This window comes from Pseudomonas sp. IT-347P (assembly GCF_949768005.1).
GTDB lineage: Bacteria > Pseudomonadota > Gammaproteobacteria > Pseudomonadales > Pseudomonadaceae > Aquipseudomonas.
The window spans coordinates 1-12,701 of record NZ_CATKPQ010000022.1 but is presented as its reverse complement, the minus strand read 5'-3'; the positions used below and the strand labels follow the sequence as shown (position 1 = coordinate 12,701).

10 protein-coding genes are annotated in these 12,701 nt (G+C 59.2%); 8 read left to right on the top strand and 2 right to left on the bottom strand.

Features of this window, described 5'->3' with window-relative positions:
• Positions 1–138 precede the first annotated feature (138 nt).
• The 3 genes from gcvA (at position 139) to ACM6IV_RS08895 (ending at position 2,737) form a co-directional block, all read left to right on the top strand.
• Positions 139–1,044, top strand: a complete 906-nt coding sequence (gene gcvA, locus ACM6IV_RS08905; protein WP_414870243.1) for a transcriptional regulator GcvA — start codon at positions 139–141, stop codon at positions 1,042–1,044.
• A gap of 74 nt (positions 1,045–1,118) precedes the next feature.
• Complete coding sequence (locus ACM6IV_RS08900) at positions 1,119–1,946, top strand: EamA family transporter (RefSeq protein WP_414869639.1); 828 nt, start codon at positions 1,119–1,121, stop codon at positions 1,944–1,946.
• A gap of 29 nt (positions 1,947–1,975) precedes the next feature.
• A complete protein-coding gene (locus tag ACM6IV_RS08895; protein WP_414869638.1) occupies positions 1,976–2,737 on the top strand; it encodes an SDR family oxidoreductase in 762 nt (253 codons plus the stop codon).
• Between the two features lie 21 nt (positions 2,738–2,758).
• On the opposite strand, the gene ACM6IV_RS08890 is transcribed toward ACM6IV_RS08895, so the two are convergent.
• On the bottom strand, positions 2,759–3,727 hold the full coding sequence (locus ACM6IV_RS08890; RefSeq protein WP_414869637.1) for an AraC family transcriptional regulator: 969 nt from the start codon (positions 3,725–3,727) through the stop codon (positions 2,759–2,761).
• A 102-nt stretch (positions 3,728–3,829) separates the two neighbouring features.
• Between ACM6IV_RS08890 and ACM6IV_RS08885 the strand changes: the two genes are divergently transcribed.
• Positions 3,830–5,080, top strand: a complete 1,251-nt coding sequence (locus tag ACM6IV_RS08885) for an MFS transporter (protein ID WP_414869636.1) — start codon at positions 3,830–3,832, stop codon at positions 5,078–5,080.
• A gap of 150 nt (positions 5,081–5,230) precedes the next feature.
• On the opposite strand, the gene ACM6IV_RS08880 is transcribed toward ACM6IV_RS08885, so the two are convergent.
• Entirely contained in the window at positions 5,231–6,145 is a 915-nt protein-coding gene (locus tag ACM6IV_RS08880; RefSeq protein ID WP_097087432.1) for a LysR family transcriptional regulator, read from the bottom strand.
• 270 nt (positions 6,146–6,415) lie between these two features.
• Here ACM6IV_RS08880 and ACM6IV_RS08875 point away from each other — a divergent pair, with 270 nt between their 5' ends.
• From ACM6IV_RS08875 to pgm, 4 genes are all read left to right on the top strand, one after another.
• A complete protein-coding gene (locus tag ACM6IV_RS08875) occupies positions 6,416–7,438 on the top strand; it encodes a zinc-dependent alcohol dehydrogenase family protein (protein WP_414869635.1) in 1,023 nt (340 codons plus the stop codon).
• Positions 7,439–7,989: 551 nt separating this feature from the next.
• Positions 7,990–9,441, top strand: coding sequence for a hypothetical protein (locus ACM6IV_RS08870; RefSeq protein WP_414869634.1), 1,452 nt, complete (start codon positions 7,990–7,992; stop codon positions 9,439–9,441).
• Between the two features lie 49 nt (positions 9,442–9,490).
• On the top strand, positions 9,491–10,891 hold the full coding sequence (locus ACM6IV_RS08865) for a PLP-dependent aminotransferase family protein (protein WP_414869633.1): 1,401 nt from the start codon (positions 9,491–9,493) through the stop codon (positions 10,889–10,891).
• Between the two features lie 105 nt (positions 10,892–10,996).
• Positions 10,997–12,640: a phosphoglucomutase (alpha-D-glucose-1,6-bisphosphate-dependent) gene (pgm, locus tag ACM6IV_RS08860; protein WP_414869632.1), complete on the top strand. Its 1,644-nt coding sequence runs from the start codon at positions 10,997–10,999 to the stop codon at positions 12,638–12,640.
• Positions 12,641–12,701: the final 61 nt, after the last annotated feature.

The following is a 12,701-nucleotide window of genomic DNA, read 5'->3' as shown; positions in this document are numbered from 1 at the left end:
TCCAGGCGGAGCTGAAAGAGTGGAGGCCGCTTACGCTGATTTGATGGCTCCCTGAGTGATGTCATTAGTGAGTTTGGTTCTATCATGAGACAGCGCTCATGCATGCGCTTTTCTGATAACTCGCTGGATACTGCTCTTATGAGAGACCTGCCGCCCACCGCGACCTTGCGCGCATTTGAAGCTGCCACCCGGCACTTGACCTTCACGTCGGCGGCACAGGAGCTACACGTGACTCAAAGCGCGGTCAGTCATCAGCTCAAGCATCTTGAGGCCCTTTGGGGAGTGCAGTTGTTTGAACGTGGCAAGGCGTTGCGCCTCACGGCAGCGGGAGCTGCGCTGGCGCCCATCGTGCGGGAGTTTTTCATCAGTCTGGAGGCGACGTTGGGTGATCTGCGCGAGCAAAAAGACAGGGTTCGACTCAGCGTCAGCACCACCTATTCCTTCGCGCTCAAATGGCTGCTGCCACGTTTGCCGTGTCTCTCTCGTCAGCACCCCGAGCTGCTGGTCTCGCTGGACACCACGGATAAAATAATCCACTTCTCTCACGGCCAGGCTGATGTTGCGATCAGGCTCGGCAAGGGCGATTACCCCGGTCTGTATTCCGAGTTCCTGTTTGGGGAGCAGGTATTTCCTGTGGCAAGCCCCGAACTGTTGCGGCGCGTCGGAACTCCGCAGAACCCCGCAGAACTGTTGCATTTCCCGCTGCTGACGCGGGAGGGTGCCGAACTGGTGCCAAAATGGGAGGTATGGTTTCAAGCCGTCGGGCTGGCCTATTTGCCGCTCAAGGAGAGCGTCAGATTTGGAGATACCAACATGACGGTCGAGGCAGCTTTGCTCGGCCAGGGCGTTGCATTGGTGCGCAGCGGGCATGTCGAGAACGAAATCAGCGATGGCCGTTTGGTGCGGCTGTTTGATGTGCCATTCCCATCACCACTGGCGTACTACTTCGTCTGCCCCAAGGGCATCGAATCACAACCGCACATCGCCAGCTTTCGCCAATGGCTGGTCAGCGAAGCACTGAAAGTCCAACGACTGGATGAGTGAATCATGAGTATTTGCTCATGCTGTGATGAGGAGGCTTCGCTTTAGTCCCAGTGTCGCATTGCCTAAAGTGGCGCATGCCTGTCCATATCATCTTCCTCGTACTTTTCGCCGCGCTCCTGCATGCCAGCTGGAATGCGCTGCTGCGCAGCGGTGCCGATCGGTTGTGGTCCATGACGGTGATGTGCATTGCCATCGCCATCACCAGTGTCGTCGCCGCAATGTTCATGGTGCCCCCCGCGATTGAGAGCTGGGGCTATGCGGTGCTGTCGGGGTTGCTGCATGTCGGCTACAACCTGTTTCTGGTGCGCAGTTACCGGGTCGGCGACCTGGGGCAGACCTATCCGATTTCACGGGGATCGTCACCGGTGCTGATCACCTTGGGGGCCGCTGTGTTTGCCGGAGAAAGCATCACGCCTGGCGTGTTACTCGGTATTGCGCTGGTGTCAGGCGGGATTATTTCACTGGCCTTCCGAGGGCGCAGTCTGTCGGTTCCCAGCCTGCCTTATGCGCTGGGAACGGGCGGCTTTATCGCAGCCTACAGCGTGGTCGACGGCATCGGCGCCAGGCTCTCCGGCGCGCCGCTTGCCTACACGGTGTGGATGTGCGCCCTGTGGGGCGTACTGATGCCAGTGGTCTACATCGGCCTGCGCGACACCCGCAGCTTGTTCTCCATCCGGCCCGGAACAGTGACCGCGTTGGTCGGCGGGCTGGTCTCTTTGCTCGCCTATGGAATGATCATCTACGCCATGAACGAAGCGCCTCTGGGCGCGGTGTCGGCATTGCGCGAAACCAGCGTGCTGTTTGCGGCGTTGATCGGCTATGTGTTTCTCGGCGAGACGCTCACCACCCGCCGGATACTGGCGTGTGTAGTGATCGCCAGCGGCACCCTCATCATCGGCTGATACAGCCAACGGCTCAGGAGTTGTGTTTAATGATCAACGTCTCGCAGGCACCGCTGATTCTGATAACGGGTGGAAGTCGTGGAGTAGGGGCAGCAACGGCCCGGTTGGCGGCCGCAAGAGGTTATGACGTTGCGATCAGCTACGTTGCCAACGAGCCCGCAGCGCTGGCCGTGGCTGCGGATGTGCAAGCATTGGGGCGCCGGGCGTTGGCGGTGCGGGCCGACAGTGCTGATCCCCAACAGGTGGCCGATTTGTTCGCGGCCATCGACCGCACGTTCGGACGCATTGACGTCCTGGTCAATAACGCTGGGATGCTGGCGCCGCAGTCACGCTTGGAGGGCCTCGGCTTCGAGCGGATGCAGCGCATCTTTGCGGTCAATGCCATTGGGCCAATTCTGTGTGCCCAACAGGCGGTGAAGCGCATGTCTTACCGCCACAACGGCCCGGGCGGCGTGGTGATCAATGTCTCATCGGCCTCGGCGCGCCTTGGCAGCCCCAATGAATATGTCGACTATGCGGCGTCAAAGGGCGCCTTGGAGACGTTCACCATTGGCTTTGCAAAGGAGGTTGCACGGGAAGGCATACGCGTTAACTGTATTCGCCCCGGACATATCTATACCGAAATGCATGCCAGTGGCGGTGAGCCGGGGCGGGTCGATCGTGTCAAGGACTCGATCCCGATGGGGCGGGGCGGACAGCCTGAAGAAGTGGCACGCGCGATTCTATGGTTGGCGAGCGCGGAGGCATCATTCGTGACCGGTACTTTCCTTGATGTAACGGGGGGTAAATGAGTCGGTGGCACGGATCATCGACTACCTGCGTTCGGTTTGCTTCACCTTGCGGCTCAATCCAGGCGTCTTGCCCGTAATGCGCTTGAATGCACGACTGAAAGCGGCCTGGGATGTATAGCCCAAACGTTGCGCCACCTCTTCAATCGGTAGCCTTTCGAGGGTCAGCCACTGGCTTGCAAGCCGCATTCGCAGTTCGGTGACATAGCGCAGCGGGGCCATGCCAATCGTCGCCTGGAAGCGGTCCGCGAAGACCGAGCGTGAGGTGTTGCAGTGCTCTGCCAACTGCGCAACAGTCCAGTCGCGGCCCGGTTGTTGATGGAGCGCAAGCAATGCACCGGCCAAGCGGGGATCGCGCAAAGCGGCGACCAGGCCAGAAGCATTCCCGCAGGCGCACTCCACCCAGCCGCGAACGACCATGGCAGCCACCACGTCGGCCAAACGCGCGAGGATACCTGCGTAGCCGACGCGTGCGGCGCTTACCTCGCGTTCCATGGTGGTCAGGATCGGCACCAGCCCGGGGTAGCGCTGGCCGCCGGCATCGATCAGCATCAGGCCCGGCATCAACCGGCCAAGGCCATGGATACTGCCCAGTTCAAACTCCATACAAGCACTGAACAGAATAGTGCTCGGAGTGGGGCTGGCATCGGTTCCGGTATCCACCGCGCTGACGGTCTCACCCAAGGGCGCACCCTCTAGACGATCGATGTCCTGGACAGGTGCGCCCTGGTGGGAAAACAGTTGATGGGCCGCGCCATGGGAGATGAACACGGCATTGCCGGCAGACAGCGCGTAGGTGCTGCCGTCTTCCATTCGCAGTACCGCATTGCCGAGGGCCATGAAGTGGAACCAGGCGTGCCCAGGTTTTTCCGCGAAACCCAAACCAAAGGCAGGGCCGGCCTGAATACGCCGGTATTCAACGCCACGCAGGCGCATGCCGCGCAACAGCTCGTTGATGAGGTCCGAGGATAGGGCAAACTGATCTACAGGCATCGTTCAGGTGTTTTGATCAAAAAGTAGAGACTGTGGATCATAGATCATCCGGATTTCGGCGCCTAGACTTCGGCTCTTAATGAAGATTGAGAGATCCGTGCAATGACTGACTGTGTATCTAACACCGTATCCGACCGCCATTGCGGCGTCGGCGCGGACGTAGAACCTGCAACCCCCGCGTGGATGGCAGTATTTTCGTTGGCAATGGGTGTGTTCGGATTACTGACCGCTGAGTACCTTCCGGCCAGTTTGTTGACCCTGATGGCTGCCGAGCTGGGAGTGTCCGAAGCGCTGGCTGGCCAGGCGGTAACGGTGACAGCCGTGGTAGCACTGTTCGCTGGTTTGTTGGTGCCAGGCCTGACCCGCAGCATCGACCGACGTTGGGTGTTGTTGGGTTTTTCCATGTTGATGGTCGCCTCCAATCTGTTGGTCGCCGTTTCCTCCAGCTTCGCGGTGCTGTTATTGATGCGCATCTTGCTGGGCATTGCCCTTGGCGGGTTCTGGAGCATGGCGGCGGCGGTAGCGATGCGCTTGGTGCCGAGTGCCCTGTTGCCCCGGGCGCTGTCGATCATTTTCAGCGGCATCGCCATCGGCACGGTAGTGGCAGTACCGTTGGGCAGCTATCTGGGCGGGTTGTATGGCTGGCGCAGCGCGTTCTTTGCTGCGGCGGCGGTAGGCATGGTGACCCTGGCTTTCCAGTCGTTCACTCTGCCGCGCCTTGCGCCGCGCCGGCCGGCACGTCTGCGCACCGTACTCGAGGTGCTGCAGCGCCCGGGCATCGCCATGGGGATGTTCGGTTGTGTGCTGGTGCACAGCGGGCACTTTGCGATGTTCACCTATGTTCGGCCATTCCTTGAAGGGACTACCGGCATCGGCGCGCAAGGGCTGTCCCTGATGCTGTTGGGGTTCGGTGTGGCGAACTTCGTCGGCACGCTGTTGGCCGGCAGGCTGCTGGAGCGTCATCCGCTGGCGACTCTGGTGCTGATGCCCGCGCTGGTCGGCGTTGCAGCACTGGCGTTGGTGCTGTTGCCGGCCTCGGTGCCGGGGCAAGCGGTACTGCTGGCGGTCTGGGGCATGGCCTTTGGTGGTGTGCCGGTGGCGTGGTCGAACTGGGTCGCCAGCGCAGTACCTGATCAGGCGGAAAGCGCCGGAGGCATGGTAGTGGCATCTGTGCAGTCAGCCATCGCCACTGGCGCCGCCGCTGGTGGTGCAATGTTCAGCCTCGGTGGCAGCGCAGGCGTATTCGTAGCGGCAGCCGTGCTAATGCTGCTGGCCGCGTTGCTCATTGCTCTGCGTGTCCGCGTCCCTTCTGTCCATGGTATTCGCCAGCCCAAACCCGCGATGCACCTTTGAGGGTTGATGGCGGCGACACTTGCCTGGCTGCTGGGCGCGCAGGCCTGGGGTGACGACGGCTGAAGGATTGAAAAAGAGGTTATGGCTTTGGCATACCGTCAAGTTGCTGCTTTGTTTCAAGGGTGAAACGAACAGCCTGCCCGACGCCCCCTAGAGACTGTCCGGATCGCCGAAAAACATCTGAATCCGCGACCGTAACCAGCGCTCACCTGGATCATTATCCTGAGACCCACGCCAGGCCATGTGCAGCTCAAACGTACGCGTCGGCAGCGGCGGATCTTCCGCGCGAACACCGCCGGCCGCCGTCAACGCATCCGCCGTGTAATCCGGCACGGTCGCCACGATGTCAGTACCTGCCAGCAACGTACTCAACCCGTTGAACTGCGGTACGGCCAGCACCACATGGCGTTTGCGCCCGAGTTTCTCCAGCTCTTCGTCAATAAAACCACTGAGATCACCGGCAAACGACACCAGCGCATGCGGACGCGCGCAGTAGTCATCCAGGCTCAACGGACCGGGCACGGTGTCGGCACGCAGCAGTTTCGGCTGGCTGCGCCGCAACACTTTGCGCTTGGCGTTGGCCGGCAGGTCGGTGGTGTAGCTGACGCCGATCGAGATTTCGCCGGAGGCGAGCAAACCCGGCATCAGGATGTAATTGACGCGGCGCACCACCAGCACGATTCCCGGTGCTTCCGCGCGCAGGCGCTTGAGCAGCATCGGCAGCAGGGCGAATTCGACGTCGTCGGACAGGCCGATGCGAAATACCGAGGTGCTGGTCGCCGGGTCGAATTCGGCGGCACGGCTGACGGCGGTCGAAATCGAATCGAGAGCAGGTGAGAGCAGGGCGAAGATTTCCACCGCGCGGGCGGATGGTTCCATGCTGCGCCCGGTGCGCACAAACAGCGGGTCATCGAACAGGCTGCGCAAGCGCGAGAGCGCCGCACTGATGGCCGGCTGACCGAGAAAGAGCTTTTCTGCCGCCCGGGTCACACTGCGTTCGTGCATCAATGTTTCGAATACGATCAACAGGTTCAGGTCGACACGACGCAGGTCATTACGATTCATCTGGAGTCCTGGCAGAGTCATCAAGCTTGACGAGAGCGGCCATATGAGAACAATGGCCGGCATGAATATTACGGGGAAAGGCTGGTACTCTGCACCGCTAAATTCAGCTTTACTGAGACAGTGGCAGCAGTTTTTTCATGGAATTTGCCAATGCCGCCCCTGGTGCGGAATCAATGACAGGCATGTCGACTATTAATAGCCACTGATAGTCTTGGGTCAAAAGCCCAGATAGAGTTCAGGGCATTAGAGGTTACTTTGACGAGGTTTGCGATGTCCCGCACGATCCGTTTTCACAAGTTTGGTCCGGCCGAGGTGCTCAAATGCGAAGAGCATGCGGCCGCTCAGCCAGGTCCTGGCGAAGTGCAGGTGCGTGTCGAGGCAATCGGCATCAGCTGGTACGACACCCTCTGGCGTCAAAACCTGGCTTCGTCCCAGGCACGTCTGCCATCGGGCCTCGGCCATGAAATGGCCGGTGTGGTCACGGCGGTCGGTGCCGATGTCGAGGACCTGTCCGTCGGTGACAAGGTTGCCAGTTTCCCGGCTGAAAGCCCGAACGACTATCCGGTCTACGGCGAGTCGATCGTACTGCCGCGTACCGCGCTGACCCGTTATCCGGATGTGCTCAGCCCGATCGAAGCCAGCGTGCACTACACGCCGCTGCTGATCGCCTACTTTGCCTACGCCGATCTGGCGCGGGTCAAGCCGGGGCAGTTCGCGCTGGTCACTGACGCCAGTCATTGCGCCGGTCCTTCGTTTGTCCAGTTGGGCAAGGCGATGGGCGTGCGGGTGATTGCCGCAACCAAAGAAGCCGGAGAGCGCGAGTACCTGCTGTCCCTGGGCGCAGAGAAGGTCATCGTCACCGAAGAGGAAGATCTGTTGATGCGAATCAACAAGATCACCGACAACCGTGGCGTCGACGTGGTGTTCGACGGTCTGGGTGGCCCGCAGATGTCGTTGCTTGGCGATGTGCTGGCGCCGCGTGGCAGCCTGGTGCTGTACGGCCTGCAAGGCGGCAATCAGACGCCGTTCCCGGCCTGTGCAGCGTTCCAGAAGAACATCCAGTTCTTCGTACACTGCATCGGCAACTTCACCGGTAAGCCGGAGCTGGGCATCACTCAGGACCACGTCGCCTTGCAACGTGCGTTGCGTGACATCAACCAGTTGACTGCTGACCGTGTGTTGCTGCCGCTGAAAACCCGGGTATTCCCGTTCAACGAGTTCGTCGAAGCCCACCGCTACATGGACGAATGTCCTTGCCGCGAACGGGTGGCCCTGCAAGTCGAACCGGCGTAAGCCCTGTCATCAGAGTCCGTGGCCCCACGGACTCTTGTGTGTTTACCTTCCTTTCTGAAAAAACAGAGTGACCTGGTGTTTTGCCCGGGACCGTTCAGCAACTGAACTGGTTTTTACTCTTGATCTGTATCTTCTAATCACAAACCAGTTCCTGATAATTGAATGATTACTTTCATCTCAAGGAATGAGCCATGTCTGTGCATTCAATTTGTCCTGCGCAATATAAAACGGCTAGAAAGCTTGTTTATGCCAACTTCTGTTTAAATGTTGTAGGGCTATTCGGAAACTGCTTCTCTTTTTCTTGTACTCAATTGTCGTGGGACCTTGTGGGAAGTTTCCTAGGACTTCGTTCAGAAAAAAATAGCTCAGCAATTACAGGGGGTTGAGGGTGTTGGTCAGCGGTTGAAGGGCTTTTTTCAGCTCAAGTGTTTCAAATAACTACAAACCTGTAAGTGTTAGCATCTGAACGTCTATTACTTATTGATCAATTGTCGCCTGACTGATGTGGTCACTCCGCGCGGCATGAAACTTTCGATACCGGGTAAATACCGATGAGCACGATCCATGATCAGGCAATGAACTATGTCTACCAGCAAGTATTGCAACGTTTGCTGAGTTTTTTCTCGCGGGCAGAACGCACAGCGCTGCAGTTGCTGATCCAGCGACTGGCCGTGGCTGCTGGCGGCATGGAGAACATTGGTCATTTCAAGGTGCTGGTGAACCAGTCAGGGTCGCGCGACAGTTGTTATACGCTCGCCTTGCTAAGAGCCGCGCAATTGAGCATCGCCGGGCGTTCACCGGCGACCTTTCAGTTGCGCGTTGCCACGCTGCGCTGGAACGGCAACAGCGAGGCGTCCCTGCAAAACATTCACCGCAGTTACAGTGCACTGTTTCTGTATGACGATCCTCGAGTCGAACTGGTGATGGTCGACCATCGCGAGGTGGTGCCGTTTGATCATCAGCTACCCATAAGCGCAGCCGGTCGCGAAGCCAACCGTATCAACCTGCTGCTGATCGGGCATCGTCGAACCTGGAACGAAGCGCTCGAACTGTGGGATGACGCTTATCTGGCCACCGCCGAGTTCTATGGTCAGGTGGCCCGCTGGAACAATGGCGTCGATGCCATGATCGGCAGTGAGTCGACGCGCCGTCAGCGGCACTTCATCGATGGGCTGGAGCGCGCTGCACACAAGGCCGCGATTGCCGTGCCGCAGGTCGGTTCCGTTGGCTTTGAAAGGCTGTTTGCGTTGCTCGACGGGCTGGGTGGCGATTATTACCGCGAGTTTTACCCCGAAGAGGAGCGGGTGGCCTGGCGTCCGGAAGGTCAGTTCGAGGCTTGTCGGCGCACCAGTTTTATCAATATCAACGACATGATTGTCGGCAAACTCGAAGAGCGCTGGCCTTTGCTGAGTGACTTCTTGGGTTTTCAGGCTGATGACCTGACGCTTTATCAGGGAGATGATGAACACGTAGAGCCTATGGTGGCTGCGCATCTGCGCGGTTTGCAGGCGAAATTCATTGAAGGCCGAACCTACGAGGCCGGTGTCGGTGATTACCTGGCAAGCAGCCTGCTGACGATGCGGCAAAAGCAAGTCCCCGAATCGGTCTGTGAGCAATTGCTGGCGAGCTTCGGCGATCTGCAGGAAACCGATCATTTGCGTACACAGGCAGAGACCACCCTGCTGGCCAATTTCGAACTCAATGAAATCCAGCTGACGTGTCTGTTGTTTGCACCCTTCATTGACAGTGGCGCCGGGCTTGAGCGGTTCCTGCGTAACTGCCACCCGGGCATGTTGGTGGCATTGCCGGATCTGCACAGGGCCATGCAGGGGCTGCATGCGCCCGAACAGGTCATGAAATGGATGACGGATGTCAGCGGGCTGCCGGTCAGACTGATTGTACGTCTGTATGCAATGGGGCCGGTTCGTATGCCCGTCGCTGGCGAAAAAATCTCGCAGGATGCGGTCGTCGAATCCGCAGTCGATCGATCGGCAGAAGGTTGATCGTGAGCTACTTGCCTGGAGATGAAACCATGCCCATGGATGCGGGTTCGTGAAAGCCTCGAGGGAGAATGACTTCGTTTATCAGGCGGTTTATCGATACCTGACGCTGTTGATAGAGGAGGCGGGAAGTAGCTCGGCGGTACGCTTGCCCTCGCTGCGACAACTGGCTGATCGGCTCAATGTGTCGATCTCGACGGTCCAGTACGCGTATTCCCTGCTGGAAAAGGAAGGCCGGGTCTATTCGATTGCCAAATCCGGGTACTACGCGCAAGCGCTGCATGTGATGGATTCACCCGACAGCGGCAGTGATTTGCTGGAAACCGTATACGTCAATGCCAGGCGCCCGGGCATGTGTGTGCTCAGCGCCGATGAGCCTGCTTCACTGCAACCGCTGGACAGTCCATTACTGATGCTGGAGCGGGAGCTGCTTCGCCAATATCCGCGTCAGCCGCAAGCGCTGGTGCAGCCATGCGGCGAACTGGAATTGCGCACGGTCTTGGCCGCGCGTTACACCTCGTCAACGGCCAATTACTGGCGTGCGGACGACGTTTATATCGGTGCCGACCTGCGTGGCGTGCTGGAAATTCTGATTTCGGTACTCGAATTGCGCAAGGCTACCGTGGTCGTTGAATCGCCTTGTGACTGGGTGATTTTGCGTCTGCTGGAAGCCGCCGAGGTACGCGTTATCGAGTTGCCGCTGCTCGTCGGCGGAATTATTGATCTGCAGCGTCTGGAGTCGCTGCTCAAGGATGAGCCGGTACGATTGATTCTGTTGTCGTCGGTGTTGAGCATGCCCCGGGGCAGCTCGCTGCCGTTGAATAATCAGCAGGCAGTCGCGCATTTGCTCGGCCGGCATGGGACGTGGGTGCTGGAAAACGATTGTTACAGCGAGCTTTATGAAGGAGATGAAGCCCGGCGGCTGCGCGACTGGCTGGACCCCGATCGTTTACTGGTGTTTTCCACGTTCGAGAAGTTCATCGGTGCCGAGGCGCCTTTCGGCATTCTGCTCTCACGTCATTGGCGCAACGAGTTGCAGCGGCATTTTCTGTTGCGCGCGTTTCGCTTGTCGCCGATTCGACAGAAGGCGATTGCCAGATTGCTTGGGGGAGGCCGGGTGGATCAGCATCTGCTGGTACTGCGACGGATGCTCAAGGAGCGTCGCACGAAATTGATCGAGTTGTTGCGTGAGCGCCTCGGCGATGCATTGCAGGTGATCGAACCCCAAGGCGGCGCGACCGTTTGGACGCGTTCGCTGCGTCCGGTGAACATGGTGCATGTATTCCAGCGTCTGCTCAGACAGCAGATCATCATTGCGCCCGGCGAGTTGTTCAGCCTGCACGGCCTGCATGCGCAACATCTGCGTCTGAGTTCGCTGAGTCATGGCGATCATGACCTGGCCGGCGTCGTCGGGTTGCTCGGTGACGCCTTGCGTCTGGCCCCGGCTGACTAACGTTAAAAAACATCGGGAGTGTTCCGGATAGATCCCATCGCACAGCGGTCAAACTGCCAGTAAACTGCGCTCTATTCCTGAACCACTCTATTTCAGAGGTTTTGCATGACACTCAGTCCTTTTGCGGGCAAACCGGCACCGGCAGAATTGTTGGTCGATATCCCGCGACTGGTAACGGCTTACTACACCGGGCAACCCGATGCCTCGATTTCCACTCAACGTGTGGCGTTCGGTACATCCGGGCACCGGGGCAGCTCGTTCGACTTGAGTTTCAACGAGTGGCACGTTCTGGCCATCAGCCAGGCAATCTGCCTGTATCGCGAAGCCCAAGGGATCACCGGGCCGCTGTTTGTCGGTATCGACACGCACGCACTGTCGACCCCGGCCGGGGCCAGCGCTCTGGAAGTACTGGCGGCCAACGGTGTAACGGTGATGATCGCCGAAGGTGATGAGTACACGCCAACACCAGCCATTTCCCACGCCATTCTCTGCTACAACCGCGGCCGCACTTCGGGCCTGGCGGACGGGATCGTCATCACACCGTCGCACAACCCGCCACAAAGCGGTGGGTACAAGTACAACCCAACCAACGGCGGGCCGGCCGATACGCACATCACCAAGTGGATCGAAGCCAAGGCCAATGAACTGCTCGCGGCCAGACTGGCCGGTGTGAAGCGCATCAGCTACGAGCAGGCACTCAAGGCCGGCACCACGCATCGTCATGATTACGTGAACACCTACGTCGCCGACCTGATCAACGTCATCGACTTCGATGCTATTCGTGACGCCAAGCTGCGCCTGGGCGTTGATCCGCTGGGCGGAGCAGGGGTGCGCTACTGGTCGGCGATTGCCGAGCATTACCGTCTGGATCTGCAAGTGGTGAACAAGGAAGTCGACGCGACTTTCCGTTTCATGACTGTCGATTGGGATGGCCAGATTCGCATGGACCCGTCGTCGAGCCACGCGATGCAGGGGCTGATCGGCCTGAAAGAGCGTTTCGACGTGGCCTTCGCCTGCGATCCGGATCACGACCGCCACGGTATCGTTACGCCGTCCGGTGGTCTGCTCGCGCCGAACAACTATCTGGCCGTTTCGATCGATTACCTGTTCCAGAACCGCCCGCAATGGCGTGCGGATGCCGGCGTGGGTAAAACCGTGGTCAGCAGCGGTTTGATCGATCGCGTTGCCAAGCGCTTGGGGCGTCGTCTCTACGAAGTCCCGGTCGGTTTCAAGTGGTTTGCAGACGGCCTGTTCGATGGCTCGCTGGGTTTCGGTGGCGAAGAGAGCGCCGGTGCATCGTTCCTGCGCAAGGACGGTGGCGTATGGAGCACCGACAAGGACGGTCTGATCCCGGCGTTGCTGGCCGCCGAAATGACCGCCCGCACCGGTCGCGATCCGAGCCAGGCCTATAAGGCATTGACCGATGAGCTGGGCGAGCCGTTCTCGGTACGTGTCGATGCCAAGGCCAATCCGGAGCAGAAAGCGTTGCTGAGCAAATTGTCCCCTGCACAGGTCACCTCGACCGAACTGGCAGGCGAGAAGATCCAGAGCATTCTCAGCCACGCACCGGGCAATGATCAGGCGATTGGCGGTCTGAAAGTGATGACGGAAAACGGTTGGTTCGCCGCGCGTCCGTCGGGCACCGAAGACATCTACAAGATCTACGCCGAAAGTTTCATCGGTGACGACCACCTCAAGCAATTGGTCGTCGAAGCGCAGACGCTGGTGGATGGCGCCATCTCCGGCTGATGATGTTGGCGAGCGCATGAAAAAAGGGGCAACCATAATGGTTGCCCCTTTTTTTGCCTGC

Bases quoted from the DNA above. Each gene is read 5' to 3' on its own strand.
- gcvA (WP_414870243.1), top strand. From the start codon at position 139: ATGAGAGACCTGCCGCCCACCGCGACCTTGCGCGCATTTGAAGCTGCC.
- ACM6IV_RS08900 (WP_414869639.1), top strand. From the start codon at position 1,119: ATGCCTGTCCATATCATCTTCCTCGTACTTTTCGCCGCGCTCCTGCAT.
- ACM6IV_RS08895 (WP_414869638.1), top strand. From the start codon at position 1,976: ATGATCAACGTCTCGCAGGCACCGCTGATTCTGATAACGGGTGGAAGT.
- ACM6IV_RS08890 (WP_414869637.1), bottom strand. From the start codon at position 3,727: ATGCCTGTAGATCAGTTTGCCCTATCCTCGGACCTCATCAACGAGCTG.
- ACM6IV_RS08885 (WP_414869636.1), top strand. From the start codon at position 3,830: ATGACTGACTGTGTATCTAACACCGTATCCGACCGCCATTGCGGCGTC.
- ACM6IV_RS08880 (WP_097087432.1), bottom strand. From the start codon at position 6,145: ATGAATCGTAATGACCTGCGTCGTGTCGACCTGAACCTGTTGATCGTA.
- ACM6IV_RS08875 (WP_414869635.1), top strand. From the start codon at position 6,416: ATGTCCCGCACGATCCGTTTTCACAAGTTTGGTCCGGCCGAGGTGCTC.
- ACM6IV_RS08870 (WP_414869634.1), top strand. From the start codon at position 7,990: ATGAGCACGATCCATGATCAGGCAATGAACTATGTCTACCAGCAAGTA.
- pgm (WP_414869632.1), top strand. From the start codon at position 10,997: ATGACACTCAGTCCTTTTGCGGGCAAACCGGCACCGGCAGAATTGTTG.